The organism is Salinicola sp. NYA28a (assembly GCF_976982775.1).
Genome location: NZ_OZ334582.1, coordinates 1 through 24,933, shown reverse-complemented (window position 1 = coordinate 24,933; position 24,933 = coordinate 1). Strand labels below are relative to the sequence as shown.

General features: G+C 61.4%; 18 protein-coding genes. 10 read left to right on the top strand and 8 right to left on the bottom strand.

Annotated elements, in window-relative coordinates:
- The first annotated feature begins 12 nt into the window (after positions 1 to 12).
- From glyQ to ACWHY3_RS00065, 6 genes are all read left to right on the top strand, one after another.
- Positions 13 to 975, top strand: a complete 963-nt coding sequence (gene glyQ, locus ACWHY3_RS00090) for a glycine--tRNA ligase subunit alpha (protein WP_071232499.1) — start codon at positions 13 to 15, stop codon at positions 973 to 975.
- A 2-nt stretch (positions 976 to 977) separates the two neighbouring features.
- Positions 978 to 3,044 (top strand): glycine--tRNA ligase subunit beta, encoded by a 2,067-nt coding sequence (gene glyS, locus ACWHY3_RS00085; protein WP_087720319.1) that lies wholly within the window; start codon positions 978 to 980, stop codon positions 3,042 to 3,044.
- Positions 3,045 to 3,359: 315 nt separating this feature from the next.
- Entirely contained in the window at positions 3,360 to 3,890 is a 531-nt protein-coding gene (locus ACWHY3_RS00080) for a CinA family protein (protein ID WP_087720320.1), read from the top strand.
- 72 nt (positions 3,891 to 3,962) lie between these two features.
- On the top strand, positions 3,963 to 4,781 hold the full coding sequence (gene nadE, locus ACWHY3_RS00075) for an ammonia-dependent NAD(+) synthetase (protein WP_087720321.1): 819 nt from the start codon (positions 3,963 to 3,965) through the stop codon (positions 4,779 to 4,781).
- Positions 4,782 to 5,168: 387 nt separating this feature from the next.
- On the top strand, positions 5,169 to 5,720 hold the full coding sequence (gene gmhB / locus ACWHY3_RS00070) for a D-glycero-beta-D-manno-heptose 1,7-bisphosphate 7-phosphatase (RefSeq protein ID WP_071232438.1): 552 nt from the start codon (positions 5,169 to 5,171) through the stop codon (positions 5,718 to 5,720).
- Between the two features lie 154 nt (positions 5,721 to 5,874).
- On the top strand, positions 5,875 to 7,947 hold the full coding sequence (locus tag ACWHY3_RS00065) for an AsmA family protein (protein ID WP_448127309.1): 2,073 nt from the start codon (positions 5,875 to 5,877) through the stop codon (positions 7,945 to 7,947).
- A 207-nt stretch (positions 7,948 to 8,154) separates the two neighbouring features.
- Here ACWHY3_RS00065 and ACWHY3_RS00060 read toward each other — a convergent pair whose 3' ends face one another.
- Positions 8,155 to 8,553: a hypothetical protein gene (locus ACWHY3_RS00060; protein WP_448127308.1), complete on the bottom strand. Its 399-nt coding sequence runs from the start codon at positions 8,551 to 8,553 to the stop codon at positions 8,155 to 8,157.
- 194 nt (positions 8,554 to 8,747) lie between these two features.
- On the opposite strand from ACWHY3_RS00060, the gene exaC reads away from it, so the two are divergent.
- Entirely contained in the window at positions 8,748 to 10,268 is a 1,521-nt protein-coding gene (gene exaC / locus ACWHY3_RS00055; RefSeq protein ID WP_332780152.1) for an acetaldehyde dehydrogenase ExaC, read from the top strand.
- A 166-nt stretch (positions 10,269 to 10,434) separates the two neighbouring features.
- On the opposite strand, the gene ACWHY3_RS00050 is transcribed toward exaC, so the two are convergent.
- Complete coding sequence (locus ACWHY3_RS00050) at positions 10,435 to 11,409, bottom strand: threo-3-hydroxy-L-aspartate ammonia-lyase (protein ID WP_332780151.1); 975 nt, start codon at positions 11,407 to 11,409, stop codon at positions 10,435 to 10,437.
- A 185-nt stretch (positions 11,410 to 11,594) separates the two neighbouring features.
- Here ACWHY3_RS00050 and ACWHY3_RS00045 point away from each other — a divergent pair, with 185 nt between their 5' ends.
- Both ACWHY3_RS00045 and ACWHY3_RS00040 read left to right on the top strand, forming a co-directional pair.
- The gene (locus tag ACWHY3_RS00045) at positions 11,595 to 12,974 is read left to right on the top strand and encodes an IS1380 family transposase (RefSeq protein ID WP_448127268.1); all 1,380 of its coding nucleotides are present in this window, start codon (positions 11,595 to 11,597) and stop codon (positions 12,972 to 12,974) included.
- A 320-nt stretch (positions 12,975 to 13,294) separates the two neighbouring features.
- Positions 13,295 to 13,768 carry a GNAT family N-acetyltransferase gene (locus tag ACWHY3_RS00040; protein WP_332780150.1) on the top strand — a complete coding sequence of 158 codons (474 nt, stop codon included), beginning with the start codon at positions 13,295 to 13,297 and terminating at the stop codon, positions 13,766 to 13,768.
- Between the two features lie 109 nt (positions 13,769 to 13,877).
- On the opposite strand, the gene gabT is transcribed toward ACWHY3_RS00040, so the two are convergent.
- Positions 13,878 to 15,152, bottom strand: a complete 1,275-nt coding sequence (gene gabT / locus ACWHY3_RS00035) for a 4-aminobutyrate--2-oxoglutarate transaminase (RefSeq protein ID WP_448128181.1) — start codon at positions 15,150 to 15,152, stop codon at positions 13,878 to 13,880.
- A gap of 114 nt (positions 15,153 to 15,266) precedes the next feature.
- Positions 15,267 to 16,691 (bottom strand): APC family permease, encoded by a 1,425-nt coding sequence (locus ACWHY3_RS00030; RefSeq protein WP_448127307.1) that lies wholly within the window; start codon positions 16,689 to 16,691, stop codon positions 15,267 to 15,269.
- A gap of 185 nt (positions 16,692 to 16,876) precedes the next feature.
- Here ACWHY3_RS00030 and ACWHY3_RS00025 point away from each other — a divergent pair, with 185 nt between their 5' ends.
- The gene (locus ACWHY3_RS00025) at positions 16,877 to 18,340 is read left to right on the top strand and encodes an aminotransferase-like domain-containing protein (RefSeq protein ID WP_448127306.1); all 1,464 of its coding nucleotides are present in this window, start codon (positions 16,877 to 16,879) and stop codon (positions 18,338 to 18,340) included.
- A gap of 118 nt (positions 18,341 to 18,458) precedes the next feature.
- Here ACWHY3_RS00025 and gyrB read toward each other — a convergent pair whose 3' ends face one another.
- The 4 genes from gyrB to dnaA all read right to left on the bottom strand — a co-directional run bounded on the left by gyrB (position 18,459) and on the right by dnaA (position 24,933).
- Positions 18,459 to 20,873 (bottom strand): DNA topoisomerase (ATP-hydrolyzing) subunit B, encoded by a 2,415-nt coding sequence (gyrB, locus tag ACWHY3_RS00020; RefSeq protein WP_448127305.1) that lies wholly within the window; start codon positions 20,871 to 20,873, stop codon positions 18,459 to 18,461.
- Positions 20,874 to 20,892: 19 nt separating this feature from the next.
- Positions 20,893 to 21,978 carry a DNA replication/repair protein RecF gene (gene recF / locus ACWHY3_RS00015; protein ID WP_448127304.1) on the bottom strand — a complete coding sequence of 362 codons (1,086 nt, stop codon included), beginning with the start codon at positions 21,976 to 21,978 and terminating at the stop codon, positions 20,893 to 20,895.
- 203 nt (positions 21,979 to 22,181) lie between these two features.
- Positions 22,182 to 23,285: a DNA polymerase III subunit beta gene (gene dnaN / locus ACWHY3_RS00010; RefSeq protein WP_448127303.1), complete on the bottom strand. Its 1,104-nt coding sequence runs from the start codon at positions 23,283 to 23,285 to the stop codon at positions 22,182 to 22,184.
- A gap of 169 nt (positions 23,286 to 23,454) precedes the next feature.
- Complete coding sequence (dnaA, locus tag ACWHY3_RS00005) at positions 23,455 to 24,933, bottom strand: chromosomal replication initiator protein DnaA (RefSeq protein ID WP_071232451.1); 1,479 nt, start codon at positions 24,931 to 24,933, stop codon at positions 23,455 to 23,457.

Sequence of the window (24,933 nt, the reverse complement as noted above, 5' to 3'; positions counted from 1 at the left end):
GGTGCGCAGTCAATGACAGACTCGACGGCAGATGCGAAAACCTTTCAGGGGCTGATACTGGCCCTTCAGCAATACTGGGCGGAAAAGGGCTGTGTCGTGCTGCAGCCACTCGACATGGAAGTGGGTGCCGGCACCTTTCATCCGGCCACCTTCCTGCGCTCGATCGGCCCGGAGAGCTGGAACGCAGCCTATGTCCAGCCGTCGCGCCGACCCACCGATGGCCGCTATGGGGAAAACCCCAACCGCCTGCAGCACTACTATCAGTTCCAGGTGGTGATGAAGCCCTCGCCGAAGGATCTGCAGGATCTCTACCTCGGTTCGCTGGAACGTCTGGGTATCGACCCGCGAGTCCATGATATCCGCTTCGTCGAGGACAACTGGGAATCGCCCACGCTCGGCGCCTGGGGACTCGGCTGGGAAGTCTGGCTCAACGGCATGGAAGTCACCCAGTTTACCTACTTCCAGCAGGCCGGCGGGATCGAGTGTTTCCCGGTGACCGGCGAGCTGACCTACGGTCTCGAACGTATCGCCATGTATCTGCAGGACGTCGACAGCGTCTACGACCTGGTATGGACGATCGCTCCCGACGGGACCCGCGTCACTTACGGCGACGTCTACCTGCAGAACGAGCGCGAACAGTCGGCCTACAACTTCGAACATGCCGATGTTCCCTATCTGTTCGAGGCGTTCGACCATTGCGAGACCGAGTGCAACAAGCTGCTCGAGGCCAACCTGCCGCTGCCGGCCTATGAGCAGGTACTCAAGGCCTCGCACACCTTCAACCTGCTGGATGCGCGCCACGCCATCTCGGTTACCGAGCGTCAGCGCTACATCTTGAGAGTGCGTACGCTGGCCCGCGAGGTTGCCCACGCCTACTACGCGTCACGGGAGGCTGCAGGCTTCCCGATGGCGCCGGAAGCCCTGCGCCGCGAGCTGCTGCAGGAATCGTCAGAAACCACTCAGGGAGACGCATGAGCATGGCAGTCAACACCCTACTGATCGAACTGGGCGTCGAAGAGCTGCCGCCGGGCGCACTCGCCAAACTCGCCTTTGCTCTGCGCGACGGCATCGTCAAGGGCCTCGACGATGCCGAAGTTCCCCATGGCGAGGCGTATGCGCTTGCCTCCCCGCGCCGCCTCGCCGTCCGTATCGAAGCCCTCGCCGGCAAGCAGCCGGATCGTGAGGTCGAGAAGCGTGGCCCGGCGCTGGCGGCAGCCTTCAAGGATGGTCAGCCCACCAAGGCAGCCGAAGGCTTCGCCCGCTCCTGCGGCGTGACGGTCGATGAACTGATCCACCTGGAAACCGACAAGGGAACCTGGCTCGGCTATCGTGAACAGCAGCAGGGAGATACCGTCGAGGCGCTGCTGCCGGCCATCGTCAATACCGCTGTCCACGCCCTGCCGGTTCCCAAGAACATGCGCTGGGGCGCTTCACGCACGGAATTCTCCCGTCCGGTGCACTGGCTGGTCCTGCTCTATGGCGACCAGGTCGTCCCGGCCAGCGTGCTGGATCTGGAATCCGGCCGAACGACCCGGGGCCACCGTTTTCACGCTCCCACTCCGATCGAGCTCGCCCATGCGGAAGACTACGAAACCGCGCTCGAAAATGCCTACGTGCTGGTAGATCTCGAGCACCGTCGCGAACGTATCCGCGAACAGGTTTTGGCCGAGGCGGAAGTGCACGACGCCCAGGCGGTCATCGACGAAGACCTGCTGGAAGAAGTCAACGGACTGGTCGAGTGGCCGGTAGCGCTGACCGGCAGCTTCGACGAGCGCTTCCTCGAAGTACCGGCGGAGTGCCTGATCTCCTCGATGAAGGCCAACCAGAAATACTTCCACCTGCTCGATGCCGACGGCAAGCTCAAGCCGCAGTTCATCACGCTGGCCAACATCGATAGCGAAGACCCGCAGCAGGTCATCTACGGCAACGAAAAGGTCATTCGTCCGCGCCTGGCCGATGCAGCCTTCTTCTTCGAGACCGATCGCAAGCGGACGCTAGAGAGTCGCCGCGAGTCGCTGGCTAATGTCGTCTTCCAGCACGAGCTCGGTTCGCTTGCCGACAAGGCCGCTCGTACCGAAGTCGTCGCCCGCTTCATTGCCGGCAAGATCGACGGGGATTCCCAGGCAGCCGCGCGCGCGGCACAGCTGGCAAAGTGCGACCTGGTCACCGAGATGGTGCTCGAATTCCCCGAACTGCAGGGGATCATGGGCACTTACTACGCGCGCCACGACGGTGAGCCGGAAGCCGTGGCCGAAGCCATCCATGAGCAGTATCTGCCCCGCTTCGCCGGCGACGAGATTCCCAGGACATCCACCGGGCTGGCGATCGCGCTGGCGGATCGTCTGGACACGCTGACCGGCATCTTCGGCATCGGCCAGCGCCCCACGGGCGCCAAGGATCCGTTCGCCCTGCGCCGGGCCACCATCGGCGTGCTCAATATCCTGATCAAGGGCGAGCTGGATCTCGATCTGCGCGAGCTGCTGGAACTGGCGGCCTCCCAGCACCGGGATCTGCCCAAGGCGGAAGGCCTGGTCGACGATGTCCTGACTTACATGCTCGATCGCTTCCGCGCCTGGGCACAGGACGAAGCGTTACCCGTCGATGTCTACCTGGCGGTACGTGCCCGCCCGGTAACGCGTCCGCTGGATTTCGCCCGCCGCCTGCGTGCCGTACACCGTTTCGGTCAGCGCGAGGAAGCTGCGGCCCTGGCCGCGGCCAACAAGCGCGTATCGAACATCCTTGCCAAGCAGCAGCACGACGGTCGCACCGAGGTGAACGGCGACCTTCTCGCCGAAGAAGCGGAGATCGCCTTGGCCAACGCCGTCAGCGACTGCCGCAACCAGGTCGAACCGCTGTTCCGAGAAGCCGAATACGCGCAGGCTCTCGATATCCTGGCCACGCTACGGGCACCGGTGGACCATTTCTTCGATGAAGTGATGGTCGCCGTCGAGGATGACGCTGTCCGCGCCAATCGTCTGGCGTTATTGGCTGGCCTGCAGGCGCTCTTCCTGGAGGTCGCGGACATCGCCGAGCTGCAATCGTAGCGCCAATCTTGCGTTTCACGTGAAACATTCGCCCGGCCAAGCGCCGGGCGTTCTTTATTCTCTCCCTCTCCCCTCGGTTGTTCTTTTTCTCCCCGCTTCCATCCTGCAGCTCATGCTCATGGCCGAATGGCGTTTCACGTGAAACATCGCGAAGAGCTGCTATCGCATCACGCCCACCCGATGCTATGTAAAAGTTCTCGATGAGTAATCGTTCTCGATGCCCGCGAGGACACTGATCTCCGTTAATAACAGCGGCGCGCCATTGGCGTATCGTCAGGATTCCGTGAACCCAGATCCAGATTCCAGGAGGACGCCATGGCCGACCAGAACGATGCCATGATCAGCTCGCTGATCGATTACATGCAGGAGAAAGGGCTCGTGCTGACCACTGCCGAGTCCTGTACTGCCGGTCTGATCCTGTCGGAATTCGCCAGTGTTCCGGGGTCCGGCAGTCTGGTGGACTGCGGCCTTGTGGTCTACTCGCCGCAGGCCAAACAGCGTTATCTCAAGATCGATGACGAGATTTTCGAAAAGCACTCGATGACCAGCGAAACACTCTCTCGCGAGATGGCGATTGGCGCACTCGACTACACGCAGGCGAACGTGGCGATCGCCAATACCGGTATCGCAGGGCCAGAGCCGGCGGAGGACGGCACGCCCGTGGGTACGGTTTGCTTTGCCTGGGCCTTCCGCACGGGTGAAGGCGACAGCGTCTACTGCGAAACACGCCGCTTCGACGGTGGTCGCAACGACGTTAGACTCGCCGCCGCGCGCTATTCACTGGAGCGACTGACGCACTACCATGCTGAAAGCCAAGGTGCCGAAACGGCTATCGGTAGCCAGTGACATTGGCACCATGACGCCCTGACTGCCAAGCTATTGCATGGCGCCACTCATCATCACTCCCAGGAGCAGACAATGACTGCAACGACCCAACAACAGATCATCGAATCGCTGGGCATCGAGCCGACATTCGATGCACGCCGAGAAGTCGAACGCCGTATCGATTTCATGGTGCGCTACCTGGAGAAAACCGGTACTCGAGCATTGGTGCTGGGTATCAGCGGTGGCGTCGATTCGACCACCGCTGGGCGGCTATGTCAGCTTGCCGCCGAGCGCCTTCGCGACCGTGGCGGGGAGGCAACCTTCTATGCGATGCGCCTGCCTTATGGCGATCAGCATGACGAGGACGACGCCCAGGCCGCGATCGACTACATTCGCGCCGATCAACAGCTCGATGTCGATATCAAGCCCTGTGCCGATGGCTTGCTTGCGAGCCTTGAAACGGGGAAGCTCGCTTTTCAGGATGAGTACCAACGCGACTTCGTGCATGGCAATATCAAGGCGCGAGCGCGGATGATGGCGCAATACGCCGTAGCAGGAACGCACAACGGCCTGGTCGTGGGAACAGATCATGGCGCCGAAGCCGTCATGGGCTTCTTCACCAAACATGGGGACGGCGCTTGTGACATCACCCCACTGGCAGGACTCACCAAGCGCCGGGTCAGAGCGCTTCTGAGCGAGCTTGATGGTCCTGAAGCATTGGTCAACAAGATCCCTACTGCCGATCTCGAGTCGCTCTCACCAGGACGCACCGACGAAGAAGCGTTAGGCGTGAGCTACGATACGATCGATGACTTTCTCGAGGGAAAGGAAGTCGACCGCGACGCAGCAGATCTAATTATCCGCACCTTCGACCGCACCGCACACAAGCGGGAGCTCCCCGTCGCGCCATAGGCGCGTTCGGCTACTTCCCGGCGGCTCCATTCCAGGGAGGCCGCCGGGATAGTGATATCGGCTTTGGCTGCCAATTGTCCTCTCGGTCTAGCTCCTTTGCACTCGCCTTCCGAGCCAACCTTTGCACTCTCCTTCCGAGCCAACCTTTGCACTCTCCTTCCGAGCCAACCTTTGCACTCTCCTTCCGAGCCAACCTTTGCACTCTCCTTCCGAGCCAACCTTTGCACTCTCCTTCCGAGCCAAACTTTGCACTCTCCTTCCGAGCCAAACTTTGCAAGCCTGGTCTCCACTGCATGCACGGGATGTTTCACGTGAAACACGAGGCTTTTGCGTCCCGCAGCATGACATCCGATAATCGGTTTCTCTTTTGTCAGAGCACGGTTTCACATGGTCAAGCTCGTCATACTCGATCGCGATGGCGTCATCAATCGAGACTCTGATGCCTACATCAAATCGCTGTCGGAATGGCACCCCTATCCCAGCGCCATTGAAGCGATCGCGCGGCTGCACCAGAACGGCTGGACAGTCGCCATTGCCACGAACCAGTCCGGCATTGGAAGAGGCTACTATGACATCCGGACGCTCGAGCAAATTCACGATCGATTACGCTCGCTGGTCGAACAAGCCGGCGGGAAGATCGCAGCGATCGAGTACTGCCCCCACCTCCCATCCGACGACTGCGCTTGCCGCAAGCCGCGTACCGGCCTGCTGGAACGGATAAAGGGTCGATTGCATTTGCAGACGCTGGAGGGTTGCTGGATGGTCGGCGATAGCCTGCGTGACATTCAGGCAGGCATTACCAGCGGTTGCCAGACGGCACTGGTGCTTACCGGCAAAGGGCAACGCTCTCGGCACGAGCTGGACGACACGCTTGCCGACACCTGGATCTGTAACGATCTGGCAGATTTCACCAGCCGTCTGCTGAATCAGAGCTCGTAGGCCAACAACGCCGCTTCTCCACAACGGCGCCTCTCCAGCCTGGCGAACGTTTCATGTGAAACATCGGTTTTTCCCGAGTTCCCGCAACTGATCCCAACGTCATGCTCAGCCTCGACTATCCTTGGAGAGACACTTCAAGGATGGAAACAGGGCCATGACATTGGGGAAGAAGATTGCGCTAGCCGTAGTAGCGATCGTCTTGTTGTCACTCATAGCGCTAATCGTCGTCTTTGTGACATTCGACTGGAACCGGCTCAAGCCCACGATCAACGAGCGCGTCTCGGCAGCCATTCACAGGCCCTTCGCCATCGAAGGCGACCTCGATCTGTCCTGGGCGTCCCCGGAAGATGAATCCGGTTGGCGCAGCTGGATTCCATGGCCTCATATCCACGCCGAGGATATCCATGTCGGTAGTCCGGAAGCCGTCACCGACGAAGATCTGCTCAGCCTCGCCTCGTTGGATATCGAATTCTCCCTGCTCCCGCTCATGGACAAGACGGTCTCCATTCCCCATATCCAATTCTCGGGTGCCGAGGCTTCTCTGGTCCGTCTTGAAAACGGCAAGAACAACTGGACATTTGCGCTCGGAAACGGTGAGCAGGATACGGCAGCCGAACCCTCGAACAGCGACAGCGGCTGGACAGTCGATGTCGGAGATATCGCTTTCGATCCGGTGAACGTTCACTACGATGACGCCGTACTGACGGCAACCGCCGATGCCACGGTCCGACTCCTCGGCGAGCCCATCGCCTTCAATGACGTTGCGGAGAAAGGCAGTGCCGCTCGGCAAGCCGTCGGGGATCGAGATGTCGCCGATTACGTATTTGGCTGGAAGGCCGAAGGTGAATATCAGAATCAGGCTTTCGACGGAGAAGGCCGGCTCGGCGGACTGGATGCCTTGCGCCTTCGCGATGCACCCTACCCCCTTCAAGCTACAGTAGAAGCGGGAGCAACCCGGGTGTCCGTCAATGGCACCTTGATCGACCCGTTAGCGCCCAAGAAAATCGATATGGATCTGCAATTTGCCGGCCAGAACCTGGGCGATCTTTACGGGATCATTGGCGTGACTCTGCCCGACACACCGCCCTACTCTACCCAAGGCCATCTGACAGCCAATCTCGATACCCAAGAAGCGCTCTCCTTTCGTTATCGCAATTTCGACGGACAGATTGGAGACAGCGACATTCATGGCGACCTTACCTACCAGATGGGCGAACCACGGCCATCGCTGGAGGGCGAGGTCGTTTCGCAGCAATTGCGCTTTGCCGATCTCGCCCCGCTGATCGGTGCCGACTCGAATGCGGAAAAGGCAGACCGAGGAGAAGCCAGCCAGCAGCCGGAAGACAAGCTGCTTCCGGTCGAAGAGTTCGATACGGCGCAATGGAAGACGATGGATGCGAACGTGAAATTCACCGCGCAGCGCATCGAGCATGGCGACTCGCTGCCTCTGGAGGATCTCTATACACATATCACGTTGGAGAACGGGGAGATTCTGCTAGACCCGCTTCGGTTCGGCGTCGCGGGAGGCAATCTCAATACCACGGTACGACTCGACGGTAGCCAAGAGCCGATGCAGAGCCGCGTGGACATGCATATCCGCCATCTCTTGCTGAGCCGTCTGTTTCCCGACGTTGAGCTGATGCAGAACAGCCGCGGAGAACTCAACGGGGGCGCCACGCTGAGTGGCACCGGCAATTCCGTTGCCAGCATTCTGGGCACCAGCAATGGTGACCTGCAGATGCTGGTCAATGATGGCCTTATCAGTCAGAACCTGATGGAACTGGCAGGCCTCAATGTCGGCAACTACCTGGTCGGCAAACTGTTCGGAGATGAACAGGTCAATATCAACTGTGCGGCAACCAATCTGGAAGTCACCGATGGACTGGCCAAAACCCGCTTCTTTCTGATCGATACTGAAAATGCGCTGATCAAGATCGACGGCACCGTCAACTTCGCCACCGAAGCGCTGGATTTCACCATCGAACCGGAAAGCAAGGGAGCACGTGTCTTCACGCTACGCTCGCCGCTCTATGTGGAAGGTACGCTCAAGAATCCGTCTCCGGGCGTGGACACCGGGTCACTGCTGGCTCGAGGCGCCGTGGGCGCTTTCCTGGGAACCGTGGCGACTCCCGCCGCGGCGCTGCTGGCGTTGGTCTCGCCGAGCGCGGACGAGACGACGCCCTGTAATGATTTTCTGAGCCAGATTCAAACCGGCACCTCTCAGTAAGCGCCATTGTTTCACGTGGAACACCCCTGCGACTCCGTTTCACGTGAAACATGGCCACTTCATCGAAGCGCAGCGCGCCAGTCCCTGACCAGGCGATCAAGCCTGACCAACGGATGGCCTTCGAGCGAGAAGCGAAAGATCATTCCGAATGAATAAAGAACCCGGCGCGATAGACAGACACTGGCGCCAGGTTCGACAGAGAAAGGCTTACTGGGCGTTGTTCTTGTACTGCTCGCCCAACGATTCCAGTGCGCTGATGATCTTCTCGATCTCGGCATCGAATCGCTGCTGCTGCTGTGCATAGAAATGACGCGTATAGGATGCGCCCTTGTGCTTATTCACCAGATTGGAAAATTGTGACTCCAATGCCTCTGAGTGATAACGCAGACGCTCGGTCAGAAATTCAGCGTGCCCCTGATGACAGGCCACATCCATCAAGGCTCTCACCTGGACCGTCAGCAGATACAGCTGCAGCACGTTGCGATCCTGAACCTCCTTCTGCGTAGAGACGCTATCATCGAGCAGGTTGATCGAACTCATCTGGCAGCAGCCGCTGTCGTCAGTCAGCGGGCGATCCTGAGCCGATTTGTCTTGAGTCTGCAACATGGTCAGACCCTCCTTAGGTCGCTGAACCACACAGTTCATAGTAACACCGCGACATTGCCTGACTGTTCATCATTGGTCGAAGTGCTACCGGGTTACCGGGGTCGCCTAAAGCGTAATGGCGAGAGCGCACCAAGGGGCGCAAATTGGTAGAGAAATCCAGCAATCGGCCACCGATTCACCAGGAGAACCTCACCATGCGTTACGCCAACCCGAATACCTCGGACGCCATCACCCAGTTCGAGAAGCGCTATGACAACTACATTGGCGGTGAGTGGGTACCACCCGCCGAGGGACGGTATTTCGAGAACATCACGCCGGTCACCGGCGAAGTCTTCTGCGAGGTCGCTCGTTCCAGCCAGAAAGATATCGACTTGGCGCTGGACGCTGCTCACAAGGCTGCCCCCGGCTGGGGCAAGACCTCCGTTCAGGAACGCTCGGCCCTGCTGCTCAAGATCGCGGACCGTCTGGAGCAGAACCTGGAAATGCTGGCCGTCGCGGAAACCTGGGACAACGGCAAGGCCGTACGCGAGACACTGGCCGCCGATATTCCGTTAGCCATCGACCACTTCCGCTACTTCGCCGGTTGCATTCGTGCCCAGGAAGGCACCACTGCCGAGATCGACGAGAACACCGCCTCCTATCACTTCCACGAACCGCTCGGCGTCGTCGGCCAGATCATCCCCTGGAACTTTCCGATCCTGATGGCCACCTGGAAGCTCGCGCCGGCACTGGCTGCGGGTAACTGCGTCGTGCTCAAGCCGGCCGAGCAGACCCCGGTCTCGATCTTCAAGGTCATCGAGGTCATTCATGACCTGTTGCCCAAAGGCGTGATCAACATCGTCAATGGTTACGGTGAAGAGGCCGGGCAGGCACTCGCCACCAGCAAGCGCATCGCCAAGATTGCCTTTACCGGATCGACACCCGTCGGCTCACACATCATGAAGTGTGCCGCCGAGAACATCATTCCCTCGACAGTGGAACTGGGCGGCAAGTCGCCGAACATCTATTTCGAGGATGTCATGTCGGCAGAGCCCGCGTTCATCGACAAGTGCGCCGAAGGCCTGGTGATGGGCTTCCTCAATCAGGGCGAAGTCTGTACCTGCCCTTCTCGCGCCCTGGTCCAGGAAAGCATCTACGACGAGTTCATGTCGCGTGTCATCGAACGGATCAAGAAGATCAAGCGCGGCCATCCGCTGGATACCGAAACCCAGGTCGGTGCCCAGGCTTCGCAAGAGCAGTTCGACAAGATCATGTCCTATATGGACGTGGCACGAGGCGAAGGCGCCGAATTCCTGGCCGGCGGCGAGCGGGAGTCACTTGGCGATGAGCTATCCCGCGGCTACTACATTCAGCCGACCCTGCTGAAGGGCAACAACAAGATGCGGGTGTTCCAGGAGGAGATCTTCGGGCCGGTGGTGTCGGTCACGACGTTCAAGGATGAAGCGGAAGCGCTGGCCATTGCCAACGATACGGAATTCGGCCTCGGCGCCGGCGTCTGGACCCGCGACATCAACCGCGCCTACCGCATGGGTCGTGGCATTCAGGCTGGCCGCGTATGGACCAATTGCTATCACCAGTATCCGGCCCATGCCGCCTTCGGGGGTTACAAGAAATCCGGCGTCGGTCGCGAAACCCACAAGATGGTGCTGGAGCACTATCAGCAGACCAAGAACCTGCTGATCAGCTACGACATCAATCCCCTGGGATTCTTCTAACTATCTGACCAGGCGTTCCGATGGCATCGGAGCGCCTGAGGTCGACGGCTGCCCCGTCGATCATCGCGGCGGGCCTGTCCTGAGGAGATCGACAGCAGGCATGCCCGCCGCTTCTCTGTCAGCCACATGGTCAGTCACGTGTCGTCAGCGATGTGTTTCATGTGGGCTATTCCTTCGCGCCCTGAATCAGCTCGGCGAACCGGTTCAGGTCGACGTTCCCTCCGGACAGGATGATTCCTACCCGCTGCCCCTCGACGGCCACCCGGCCACTCAGGGCCGCTGCCGCCGCCAGGCAACCGGTCGGCTCGATGAACTGCTTCATCCGCCCGGCCATGAAGCTCATGGCATGAACGAGCTCGGCATCGCTCACGGTAACGATGTCGTCGACGCACTCTCGAAGTACCGGGAACGTCAGGCTGCCCAAGGCCTGGGTCTGGGCGCCGTCGGCGATGGTGCGCGGCGTGGCGATGGAAACGATCTCGCCACTGGCCAGGCTTCTCTGCGCATCGTTGCCGGCTTCCGGCTCGACCCCGATCACACGACAATGGGGATATCGCGCCCTGGCGACCGTGGCACAACCGGAGAGCAGCCCGCCGCCCCCCAGAGGCACCAGCAGCGTATCGAGCTCACCAACTTCATCGAACAGCTCCTTGGCGGCAGTGCCCTGCCCGGCCATCACGTGGGGATGGTTGAACGGCGGGATCAGTGTCAGGCCCTCGGCCTCGGCGAGCTCGCGACCCAGCGCTTCACGATCCTGGGTATAGCGATCGTAGAGCACCACTTCTGCGCCATACCCCCGCGTGGCAGCGATCTTGATCGCCGGGGCATCTTCCGGCATGACGATGACGGCGCGAATGCCATGCAGCCTGGCCGACAGCGCAATCGCCTGCGCATGATTGCCCGAGGAGAACGCGATGACGCCGGCAGCCTTCTGTGCGGCGTCGAACTGGCTGATGGCGTTGTAACCGCCCCGAAACTTGAACGCGCCGATACGTTGAAGGTGCTCCGCCTTGAAGTGAAGCGATGCGCCGGTAAGATCGTCCGCCGTCGTCGAGCGCAACACCGGTGTTCGATGCGCAATTCCCTCCAGCCGACGGTGTGCCGCCACCACGTCGTCGTAATCGATTGCCAGATTGCTCATGTCGTCATCGCTCTCCTAGTGATCGTCGCCACTGACATTTTTCGGGGCGCTGCGTAAGATGCCGTTCCGAATGCCTGGATCCCGGCTTATTCATGAGGCCGGCCCGAAAACGAAGATAGCGGATGGTATTCTCTTGAAAATTCAGTGTGTTCCGCCAAGAATCTGAACCAAGAGAGCCATCCGCTATGGGTGAAAGCCTATCCACCTGGACGCCCTCATGCAACGGCGCTGTCCGTGTTGAGCTGAGCGGCCAGCGCACTACCAGCGACAGCGGCGCTCTGCTGTTGCGTGAGGCCCTCGACAACAGCGGCGTGATTGAGGCGCTGGAAGACAATCTGGTCGATCGACGCCACCCGCTGCGCATCCTTCATTCGCTGGCCAGCCAGTTGCGTACCCTGGTGCTGCAGCGTGCGATGGGCTGGATCGACCTCAGCGATACCGACACGCTGCGCCGTGATCCGCTCTGGCAGCTGGCCTGCAGCGATGCGCGCGGGACAACGCCCCTGGCCCAGGACCGGCCCTCTCAAGCCACGCTGTCGCGGCTGCTGACCTGCCTCGGGCGCTGCGACAATATCGATGCCGTGCACGAAGGCCTGCTGCGACTGGTGATCTGGCGCCTGACCGCGCTGAAGAACGGCGAGCGCCCCAAGCAGCTGACGCTGGACATCGACGGCCTGCCGATCGAGGTCCACGGCCACCAGGGCGGCTCGGCCTATCATGGCCTGTACGGCGCGCGGATCTATTCACCGCTGGTCGCCTCGCTGGCAGAAACCGGCGACATGGTGGGCGGCCTGCTGCGCGAGGGCAACGCCGGCCCGGCCGAGAACGCTGATACCTGGATCCCGCATCTGGTGCGGCGACTCAACGAGAGCACCGGCGCTCAGGTACGGGTGCGCATCGACGCCGGTTTCACCGACAACGATACGCTGGAGGCGCTGGAAGATCGCGGCATCGAGTACCTGGGCCGGCTGCGCAGTCACACTGGCCTGCAGAAGTTGGCAGCGCCACTTCTGAAGCGGCCACCTGGCCGGCCACCCGAGCAGCCTCGCGAGTGGTGCCACGATCTGGAGTATCAAGCGGGCTCTTGGTCGGCACCGCGTCGCGTGGTGCTGGTGGTGCAGGAACGCCCCGATGACCTGCTGCTGCATGCCTTCTTCCTGGTCACCAACCTCGGCAAGTTCGACTGGCCGCCGGAGAAGGTCCTGGCGCTCTACCGCAAGCGCGGCAGCGCCGAGGCGCACATGGGCGAGGTGAAGTCGGCGCTCGACGTGCACCTCTCGTCGACCGATCGCGGCGCCTCCACCGTTCAGGACGTGATGGCACGCAACGAGGTGAGCCTGCTGCTCAGCCTCTACGCCTACCAGGTCCTGCATGGCCTGCGCTGCCTGCTGGAGCGGCAGACCCGGCAAGGCTGGAGCCTCAGCCGGATGCGCGAGCAGGTGCTGAAGGTCGCCGCCACGCTGAGACTGCACGCTCGGCGAATCACCGTTCATCTGGGTGCCGCCGCCGACAAGTGGTGGCCGACGCTGCTGAAGGGGCTGCCGAAGCTGACCGCACTGAGCTGACGCTTCTGCGAGACCACCACAGCATCAGAAAGCGAGCGACCGGAGCGGCGGGCGGCGATCACGGCTGCTTGGACGGTCGCCATTGATTCCAAAGAGCTATAAGGAAGCGGGGAAATTTCAGCGTTTTGGCATTACTCAACAGCTATTCGCGCTGAAGAAGCCGATCCTGATAAGCGATGCCACCAGTCAGTACCTTCAGACCGCTCAATCAGCACCCTCGTGAATGAGGCGGGTGGATACGTATCGTCCGTATCCAGATGTCCGTATCCAGATAAAGTGCTTCGATCATGATGGCTGAACGGCGGCGAGGGAAGAGACAGATGGCATCATACGAGTGGACATGGCACACCGGCCCCGAGCTCGATCCCGACAAGCTCTATGCGCTGCTGTCACTGCGGGTGGCCGTATTCGTGGTAGAACAGCAGTGCCCTTATCAGGAGCTGGATGGCCACGACCTTCAGGCTTCGACGCACCACCTGAGCGTGATGACGAAGCATCATCTCGCGGCGACGTTACGGCTCAAGGTGCCGGAGGAGAGGGATAAACCCGTTTCCATCGGTCGCGTGGTCATCGATCCCGACCACCGCGGCAACGGCCTCGGCCATGACCTGCTGCGTGCTGCACTGGCGCGAATCGAATCGCTCTGGCCCGGCCGGGATGCAGCGCTTTCCGCGCAAGCCCATCTGCAAGACTTCTATGGCCGCCACGGATTCGCGCCGATGGGGGATGTCTATCTGGAGGATGGTATTCCGCATATCGCCATGCAGCGGGATGCTGGTCAGCAGAAAAAGTAAGCGCTCACTTACGCTTATCGGCATGCCGCCATGAAAAAACCGACGCTGGTCGCCAGCGTCGGTTTCTTGTAATGACCACTACCGTCCGTCAACGGCAGGCGGCTGTCGATCAGGCGCCGAATTCGCTCAGCATGGTCTCGATCAGATCGAGCCCTTCCCCGAGCACCTCGTCACTGATGGTGACCGGCATCAGGAAGCGGATCGTGTTGGCATAAAGACCGCAGGAGAGCAGGATCAAGCCACGCTCGCGCGCCTCGCGACACAGCTTGCCGGCCAGCTCGGCGTTCGGCGCGCCGCTCTCGCCACTGACCAGATCGAATGCCGCCATGGCGCCCAGGTTGCGCGTGTTGGCAACACTGGCGTACTCCTGCTGCCATTTGTCGAAACGCGCCCTGAGCTTCTCGCCCAGCGCCTGGCTCTTCTCCAGAATGCGCTCTTCCTCGAACACTTCCAGCACCGCCAGCACCGCAGCGCAGGAAACCGGGCTGCCGGTATAGGTGCCGCCCAGCGAGTTGCCGCCGGAGGCATCCATCACCTTGTCCGTACCCACGACCGCGGAGATCGGCATGCCGTCCGCCATGCTCTTGGCCATGGTCATGATATCCGGCTCGACGCCGCTGTGCTCGATGGCGAACAGCTTGCCGGTCCGCCCGAAGCCGGACTGCACCTCGTCGACGACCATCAGAATGCCGTGCTCGTCGCAGATCTCGCGGATCGCTTTCAGGAAGCTCGCAGGCGCCGCATGGAAGCCACCCTCGCCCAGCACCGGCTCGATCACGATCGCCGCGGTGTCGTTGACGTTGGCGTCGGTCTTCAGCGTCATCTTCAGATGGCGCAGCGCCTCTTCCTCGCTGACGCCGATGGACGGCACCGGATAGGGCGCGCGATAGACCTGGCCGGGCATCGGGCCGAAGTCGTTACGATACGGCGCCACCTTGCCGTTCATCGCCATGGTCATGAACGTCCGGCCATGGTAGCCGCCAGTAAAGCAGATCACGCTGGAACGACCGGTAGCGGCGCGTGCCACCTTGACCGCGTTCTCCAGTGCCTCGGCGCCGGAGTTGGCCAGCATTACCTTGGCATGGCCGCGTACTGGCGTCACCTCGCTGAGCTTCTGCGCCACCCGCACGTACCCCTCGTAGGGCATGACGGTCTGGCAGGTATGCATCACCTTGTCGAGCTGCGCCTTGACCGCCTCGACCACCTTCGGATGACGATGGCCGATGTTGAGCACGCCGATACCACCGGCAAAATCGATGAAACGCTTGCCATCCTCGTCCCACAGCTCGGCGTTCTCCGCACGAGCGGCGAACTGCCCGGCGGGGCTTGCCGCTCCGTTGGCGACATAGCGCTGCTTGAGCTCGTTGAGTTCCGCATTGCTCATGGATTTACTCGTCATGGAACACTCCTCCTGACGCGGCACCTCGTGCCGCTAACGTGGATTGCGCGTCGTCGTCGGCTTCGGCAGGCGGCGCGCCATGAAAATCGGGATGCCGACCTACGACTGGTTGTCGTAGGCCGCCTTGATCAAACGATCGCCCATCTCTCGACCGTAGTGCCGTCGAGCCCATCCGTACAGGGCCAATCCGGCGATCATCCAGCCGCCGAAGATGGACCACTCGACAGGCGTCAGCGCCGACGGGCTGCCCGGCAGGTAGAGACAGGTCATGCCCAACGACAGCAGTACCGCCAGCACGCCGACCAGCTTGCCGGCGCCGACATGGTAAGGACGCGGCATGTCAGGTTCGCGATAGCGCAGGATCACAAACGACAGCGCCACGAACAGATAGGCAAGCACGATGCCCAGCCCGCCGGCATCGACCAGCCATACCAGCGCCGGGCGGCCGAAGAAGGGCGCGGCGGTGGAGAGCACGCCGATCAGGATGATCGCGTTGGTCGGTGTCTTGTAGCGGGGATGCAGCTTGCCGAGGGAGGCGGGAAGCATGCCGGAATGGGCCAGTGCGTAGATCGCCCGCGGCCCACCGATGTAGAACGCGTTCCAGCTGGTAATGATCCCGGCAATGCCCGCCAGTACCATCAGATTGCCGGCCCAGGAAGCATCGAATACTGCCGTCATCGCGTCCGGTACGCTGAGCGAACTGCCCTGCAGCGCCTCGTTGTCGAGCATCAGGCTGGTACCGAGAATGATCAGGGTATACCAGCACACCGCCATGATGACCGAAAGCACCAGCACCTTGCCGATATCCCGGAACGGCAGGTTGATCTCTTCCGCCGCCTGGGGAATGACGTCGAAGCCGACGAACAGAAACGGCACCAGCACCAGTACCGCCACGATGCCGCCGAAGGCGCCATGCTCACCGCTGGCGAACAGCGGCTGCATGTTGCCACCATCACCGGTGAACAGCGACCCGGTCACGAACATCACCCCCGCCACCAGAATCAGCCCGGTAACGACTTTCTGCAGCAGCGCGGCGGTGGAGATCCCCAGATAGTTGACCACCATCATCACGATCGAGCCGATCACACCAACCGCGACCCAGGTTGCCTTGACCTCCCAGCCGGCGATGGTCCATAGATCACCGACGGCGTAACCGGAAAACAGATGCTCGAACACCGTGGGTAGCGCCACCGCCTCGAACGACGCCACGCTGACGTAGCCCAGCACGATGCTCCAGGTACAGACGAACGAGGCGAAATGGCCGAGCGCACGATAACTGTAGACGTGTTCGCCACCGACTTGCGGCATGGCAGACGCCAGTTCGGCATAGGTCAGTCCCACCAGCAGCACGGCAGTACCGCCGATCACGAAGGCGATCATGGCGCCCACGCTGCCGCCGTCGAGAATGGCGCTACCGGTAAGGACGATCCAGCCCCAGCCGATCATGGCGCCAAAGGCCAGCGCCAGAACGTCCGCACGAGCCAGGACCCGCACGAACTCCGGAGGTTGAGAAGCGTTCGACATGACGGGATTCTCTTCAGGTTGTTATTGATGAGCCGAGATCGTGTTGGGTCAACCCGGAGCTCGGCCCTGACGCCACGCTACCACCCCGACGCCTCGCCGGGACTAGACCACTTTTCAACGACTGTAGACCACCTCCCGCTCCCCACGCATAATCCGAACCTTTCCGCGTCTGCGAGGGGGAGATCATGGACGACCGCCACCGGGCACTGGATCGCATCGCGCAGGCTTACCAGGCCCAGCCGCGTCATCTGACCAAACGTTGCCGCCTCGAACAGACCTTGCTGAGGCTGATCGACAGCGAATGGCAGGATGGTCAGCGATTGCCTGGCCATCGGGCGCTGTGTGCCGAACTCGGTGTGGCTCGCAATACGCTTGCTGGTGTCATCGACACGCTGATCCGCCAAGGGCAACTGGTCACCGATCACGGCCGCGGCACCTGGGTAAGTAAGCGTTCACAATCAAGAGAGCTCGAAGTTGGCGATATCGGACCAGTTTCACGCCGTGCCAATGCCATTCTGAGCGACGTCGGTGCCAGCCCGCTGCAAAGCGGCACCTTCGTGCCGGGCGTCCCCGATATCGCGCATTTCCCGATTGCCCGCTGGCGTCAGCTCTACTCGCGTATCACCGTGCCCCACAATACGCTGCTGCTCTCCTACGCCTCGGGTGGCTATGGGCCCCTGAAGCGGGCCATAGCCGGCTATCTGGCGCGATGGCGAGGTATCGACTGCGCGCTGGACCAGATCGTGATCACCGAAGGCGCCCATCATGGCCTGCAGCTCTGCGCGCTGACACTGTCCGATAACGGGGATCGCGTAGTCATGGATTCGCCGTTCTACTGGGGCGCTCGCAACGTCTTCCAGGCCGGCGGCCTCGCCATCGAACACGCCATCTGGGAACCTGAGAAAGGCTACACCGGGATCCTGCCGCAGCCTCATCCAAGGTTGCTCTACTTTACCGGGACTCACCATTATCCGTTGGGCGTGAAGTCAGTAAGCACTCACAAACGTGACTTGATCGAACACCTCGGATCGGACTGGATACTGGAGGACGACTATGAATTCGGCGACGGCCATCACCGGGAGCTGTCGTTCGACCCCGATGCCGGCAACCAGATCCTGATCGGATCGTTTTCCAAGCTGATGTTTCCGGGTCTGCGGCTGGGCTACCTGGTGGTGCCGAGAGGTCTGAGCGACGCGATCAACCGGGTACGTACCGGCGTCTTTCGTGAAGGTCGGCTGCTGGATCAGGCGGTGCTCGCCACGTTCATCGACGATGGCGATCTGGATGGCTGGTGTCGTCGCATGGCGAGCGAATACTTGCAGCGTCAGCAGCGGCTACATGATCTGCTCGCCGGCACGCCCGGAGTCATCGGCATTTCACCACCGGCCGGCAACATCAGCTTGAGCCTGGCGCTCTCGCCGACGCTGGACGACGAGCGCTTGTCGAAGGCACTGCTGAACCGACAGCATCTGGTCACTCGCCCGCTGAGCCGGGTCTGTGCTACAGGCGATCATCGACGCGGCCTGATACTGGGCGTCGGCATGGTCGAGGGCGAGACGCTGGAACGCCAGGGCCGACGCCTCGCCGAAGGCATCCGCGAATTCGTCGAGCAGAACCGCCAGCCGCCGGTTCACAGCCGGGACGGCTGACGCGGGCCGATCGCCCACCTCTCGCCTTAAACACGGCACAAAAAAGCGGCTCACCCCGAAGGATGAGCCGCTCTTTATGATGGCTGGCCGACCGACTGGCCGGCTGGTCAGAGGGAGATCACACGTCCAGATTGGCCACCAGCGCGAAGCGCTCGATGAAGTCGCGTCGTGGTTCGACCTCGTCTCCCATCAGCGTGTTGAACATCTGATCGGCAGCGACGGCGTCCTCGATGGAGACACGCAGCATGCGGCGCGATTGTGGATCCATGGTGGTCTCCCACAACTGATCCGGGTTCATCTCGCCCAGTCCCTTGTAACGCTGAATGCTGAGGCCGCGCTGCGCTTCCAGCATCAGCCACTCGAGTGCATCGTAGAAGTTCGCAATGGGCTTCTGGCGTTCGCCACGAGCGATATAGGCGCCCTCCTCGATCAGGCCATCGAGCGTCTCGCCCAGATTGGCCAGCGCGCGATAATCGGCGCTGCGGAAGAAGTCGATGCCCCAGATGTAGTCCGTGGTCACGCCATGCGCGGTCAGCGCCACGCCCGGCATCCACAGGCCGCGTTCGGTATCTTCCTGGAGCTGGAAGGTATAGCGCGGGCCGCCTTCGTGGGCGATCAGCGAATCCATCTCCACCTGCAGCGCATCGATCCAGGTCTGCATGGTGCCTCGATCACCGAGATTGCTCTCGTCGAGCTTGGGAGCGTGGACCATCTTGCGCAGCACGGCGTTGGGATAGACACGCGACAGACGGTCGATGCGCTTCATCACGTCGCGATACTGGTTGACCAGCGCTTCCAGATGCTCGCCGGCAATGCCCGGCGCATCGGCGTTGACGTAAAGGCGGCCGCCATCCAGTGCCGTGGTGGTGAGATAGTCGGTCATCGCCTGCTCGTCTTTCAGGTACATCTCCTGCTTGCCGCGCTTGATCTTGTAGAGCGGCGGCTGGGCGATGAAGACGTGGCCGCGCTCGATCAGTTCCGGCATCTGACGGAAGAAGAACGTCAACAGCAGCGTGCGGATGTGCGACCCGTCGACATCGGCATCGGTCATGATGATGATCGAGTGGTAACGCAGCTTGTCCGGATTGAACTCCTCGCGACCGATCCCGCAGCCCAGCGCGGTAATCAGCGTACCGACCTCGGCGGACGAGAGCATCTTGTCGAAGCGCGCCTTCTCGACGTTGAGGATCTTGCCCTTGAGCGGCAGGATCGCCTGGGTACGACGATCACGGCCCTGCTTGGCACTGCCGCCGGCCGAATCACCCTCGACCAGGTAGAGTTCGGAGAGGCTCGGATCCTTCTCCTGGCAGTCGGCCAGCTTGCCCGGCAGCCCGGCGATGTCCAGCGCACCCTTGCGCCGTGTCATGTCGCGGGCCTTGCGTGCCGCTTCACGCGCGCGCGCAGCGTCGATCATCTTGTTGACGATCGCCTTGGCCTCGTTGGGATGCTCGATCAGGTAGTCCGAGAACTGCCGGCTCAACTCCTGATCCACCGCCGTTTTCACCTCGGAAGAGACCAGCTTGTCCTTGGTCTGCGAGGAGAACTTGGGATCCGGCACCTTGACCGAAATGATGGCCGTGAGCCCTTCGCGGGCGTCGTCACCGGCCGTGGCGACCTTGGCCTTCTTCTGGATGTCTTCCGCGTCGATGTAGCTGTTGAGCGTACGCGTCAGCGCCGCGCGGAAACCCGCCATGTGAGTGCCGCCGTCGCGCTGCGGGATATTGTTGGTGTAGCAGAAGACGTTCTCGGCGAAAGTGTCGTTCCACTGCATCGCCACTTCGACGACGATGCCATCCTCGCGCTGAGCCTCGAAGTGAAAGACCGGATTGAGCGCGGTGCGGTTGACGTTGAGGTGATCGACGAACGCCTTGAGGCCGCCCTCGTAATGAAACAGCTCTTCCCGCCCATCGCGCTCGTCGACCAGACGAATCGCCACGCCGGAATTCAGAAACGAGAGCTCGCGCAGGCGCTTGGCGAGAATGTCGTAATGAAACTCGATGTTGGCGAAGGTGTCGCTCGACGGCTTGAAGCTGATCTGCGTACCGGATTTCTCGGTCTCGCCGACCACGCTCAACGGTGCCTGTGGCACGCCGTGATGGTAGATCTGCTCGTGCACCTGGTTGTTGCGCCAGATCGTCAGCTTGAGCTGCTCGGAAAGCGCGTTGACCACCGATACACCGACGCCATGCAAACCGCCGGAGACCTTGTAGGAGTTGTCGTCGAACTTACCGCCGGCGTGCAGCACAGTCATGATGACTTCCGCCGCGGAGACGCCTTCGGCGTGGATATCGGTAGGAATGCCGCGACCGTCATCGGAAACGGTGACCGATTCGTCCGGATGGATGACGATCCGGATCTCGCTGCAATGGCCAGCCAGCGCTTCGTCGATGGAGTTGTCGACGATCTCGAACACCATGTGGTGCAGCCCGGTACCGTCATCGGTATCGCCGATGTACATGCCGGGACGCTTGCGCACCGCGTCCAATCCCTTGAGGACCTTGATGCTCGATGAATCGTAGGCCTGTTCGCTCATTGCTCACTCCATGGTGAAATCATTCCGAATGCAGCCGTCCGTCGGCAAGTGTCGATGCCACCACATCCGTGCTTGGCTGCCAGACGTCGGCCAGCGCCTCGCGATCGACGCTGGTGATGAAGACCTGACAACTGAGCTGCTCCAGCCACTGACAGAAGATCCGCCGATGGTTGCCGTCGAGCTCTGCCGGCAGGTCATCGATCAAGTAAAGGCAGGTACGTCCCGTCAACTGCTCGAGCAGGCACCCCTGGGCCAGTTTCAATGCACTGACCACCAGCTTCTGCTGTCCCCGCGACAACACTTCCACCGCCGGATGACGACCCACGCGAATGCGCAGATCGGCGCGCTGGGGCCCCTGCTGCGTGAAACCCATCTGGCGGTCGGTGTCGCGCCCAGCCTCGAAAACCTCCAGCAGAGCCCGTTGCCGATCCCATCCCCGCGAGTAGCGCAAGGTCAGATCCGGCAGCGGCAACAATGCCGCCAGGGTCTCTTCGAACACCGGCATGAAACGCGTCATGTAGTCTTCGCGCAAGCGGTCCAGACGCTCGCTCCAATGGGCCAGTTCACGCTCCCAGATGCGTATCGACTGAAGGTCGATTCTATCATGTCTGAGCAGCGCATTCCGATGTTTCAGGGCCCTTCTGACCCGCTTCCAGCTGTCCAGAAAGTCACGCTCGGCATGGAAAACGCCCCAGTCGAGAAATTCGCGACGAGCGGCCGGCGAACCCTCGAGAAGACGGAAAGCATCAGGGTTGATCAACTGCAGCGGCAGCGCTTCGGCCAGTTGGGTGATTCGCGCGGCACGCTCCCCTCTGATCCGGATATCGAGCTCGGAACTATCGCGCCAGCGCCGCACCCCTACCGGCAGCGGAGGCTCACCGGCAAGCCGGGCGAAAAGCGTCATCTCGTCGCTGTCGTGATCGATCAGCGACTTGAGCTTCTGGGTACGAAAGGAACGCGCCATGCCGAGGACATGAATCCCCTCGAGCAGCGACGTCTTGCCGCTGCCGTTGGCACCGCTGATCAGATTGATATGCGGCCCGGGCGCCATCTCGAACGCGCGCAGATTGCGCAGCCCCTGAAAACTCAATCGATCAAGCGGCATGGGTATTCGAAACTCTCAGCAAAGGACCTCACGACGATATCGACAGAGCTTTGAAACCGTATCGGCTGCCAAGGTGGAGGAAGCCGGCGAGCGACGATCAAACGCGGCAAAAATCGGCGAACAGGCGGAATTTATGGGATATAAATGAGCAATGTTCGCCGATTTTTAACAAAGTGTGATCGAGCGCAGCCGCTTTCTGTCGATCAGAGGCGCATCGGCATGACGACGTACCGGGCATCCCCCCCACCCGGCTCTTCCATCAAGGCCGAGCTGTTGGCGTCGGAGAGCGTCATCTGCATGCGATCGGCGTCCAGCACGTTGAGCACGTCGATCAGATAGCCGACGTTGAAGCCGATCTCCAGCGCGTCGCCGCTGTATTCGATGCTGACGTTCTCTTCCGCTTCTTCCTGCTCGGGATTGTTGGCCATCACCTTGAGGTTGTTCTCCTCGAGATGGAGCCGCACGCCGCGATATTTCTCGTTGGACAGAATCGCGGTACGCGCGAGGTTCTGGCGCAATTCACCGCGTTCGGCGATGAAGACCTTGTCGCCACCCTTGGGGATGACCCGGTCGTAGTCGGGGAACTTGCCGTCGACCAGCTTGGAAGTGAACGTGAACTCGCCGGTGTTGGCGCGAATGTGGTTGGAGCCCAGCATCAGCTCGACCGGCTCGTCGCTGCCGTCGAGCAGGCGGGTCAGTTCCAGCACGCCCTTGCGCGGCACGATCAGCTTGCGCGGTGTTTCCATCTCGATATCGGCGCTGCGTTCGCAGACCGCCAGACGGTGCCCGTCGGTGGCCACCGTGCGCACCAGGTGGTCGGCCAGTTCCAGCAGCATGCCGTTGAGATAGTAGCGAACATCCTGCTGCGCCATGGCGAACGAGGTCGCGTCGATCAGGTACTTCAGCGTGCCGCGCGGCAGCGACAGCGTGGTGTCGTTCTGACCATCCTCGATGTTGGGGAATTCGGCCACCGGCAGCGTGGAGAGCGTGAAACGCGAACGTCCGGCTCGCAGCACCACGCGCCCATCTTCCAGCGAGAAGCTGATGGCGGACTGATCCGGCAACGACTTGCAGATATCCATCAGCTTGCGTGCCGGCACCGTCACCGAGCCGGGCTCGTCGACCAACTCCGGCGTCGCGCGACCGATCAGTTCCACCTCGAGATCGGTACCGGTCAGCGCCAGCTGATCGTCCTGCACTTCGATCAGTACGTTGGAGAGCACCGGCAGCGTCTGGCGGCGCTCGACCACCCCGGCCACCAGCGTCAGCGGGCGCAGCAGGGCTTCGCGAGAGATGGAAAATTTCATTGGGGCTCCGTTGTTGGTTCAATAAGCCTGAAGTCGAATCCAGTAACCGGTGGATCGATCCTGATCATGAGAATAGACGGCAAGCGCCGTCGGGCCGCGCCGACCCATTCTTGCCTCGGCGGGCGCCACCCGCAATCCCTGTGGCGGCGGAAGTTGGCGGGATACCATCTCAACTCGTCAACAGCCGCAGCAGATTCTTGTAATCCTCGCGGATGTCCGCGCTCTCTTCCTTCAGGGCCACGACCTTGCGGCAGGCGTGCAATACGGTAGTGTGATCGCGTCCGCCAAAAGCGTCGCCGATTTCCGGCAGGCTATGATTGGTCAGTTCCTTGGCCAGCGCCATGGCGACCTGACGCGGACGCGCCACCGAGCGTGACCGACGCTTGGAGAGCAGATCGGCGAGCTTGATCTTGTAGTACTCCGCCACCGTGCGCTGGATGTTCTCGATGCCGACCTGCTTGTCCTGCAGCGCCAGCAGATCCTTGAGCGACTCGCGGATGAAATCCTGGGTGATCGGTTTGCCCATGAAGTGCGAGTCGGCGATCACCTTCTTGAGTGCCCCTTCCAGCTCGCGCACGTTGGAGCGAATCTTCTGGGCGATGAAGAAGGCTGCGTCATGGGGCAGATCGACCTCGGCCTGATCCGCCTTCTTCATCAGGATCGCCACCCGCGTCTCGAGCTCCGGCGGCTCGATCGCCACCGTCAGGCCCCAGCCGAAGCGGGATTTCAGCCGCTCCTCGACACCGCTGATCTCCTTGGGATAGCGATCCGAGGTCAGGATCATCTGCTGGCCGCCTTCCAGCAACGCGTTGAACGTATGGAAGAACTCTTCCTGGGAACGCTCCTTGCCGGCGAAGAACTGGATATCGTCGATCAGCAGGGCATCGACGCTACGGTAGAAGCGCTTGAAATCGTTGATGGCGTTGAGCTGCAGCGCCTTGACCATGTCGGCGACGAAGCGCTCGGAGTGCAGATAGACGATCTTGGCGTTGTCGCGCAGTCCCGCCAGATGATTGCCTACCGCATGCATCAGGTGGGTCTTGCCCAGACCCACGCCGCCGTAGAGAAACAACGGGTTGTAGGCACCGCCCGGATTCTCGGACACCTGGCGAGAGGCGGCACGGGCCAACTGGTTCGACTTTCCCTCGACGAAGGTTTCGAACGTGAAATTGGGGTTGAGTCCGCTGCCATGCTTGAGGCTACCCTCGACCTGGACCTGGCGCTGGCCTCCCCGCCGGCCGTTCTCTTCCCGCTCACGCGAGCGATCGACCTGCCTTTCTTCAGCCGCCTCGTCAGACCGCGTCGCCGTCTGCACGCTGGGCGAGGACGGCCGTTGCGGCGGCCGACTGGGTGCGGAAACAGGAGCGCCCAGATCTCGCGGGGAGACCGCGGCTGCCCGGCGACTCCCCACCGTCAGGCGCACCTTGGGCGGCTTGTTGCTGGACGCGACTTCACGCAACAGTTCGTTGATTCGCTTCAGGTACTTGTCGCTGACCCAGTCACGGACAAAACGGTTGGGCGCCAATAGACAGAGTTCGTCCACTTCACCGTCCTCTGCCTGCAGGGGACGAATCCAGGTATTGAATTGCTGAGAGCTCAACTCATCCTGCAGCGAGTTCAGACATTGTTGCCAGAGAGCGACCGACAC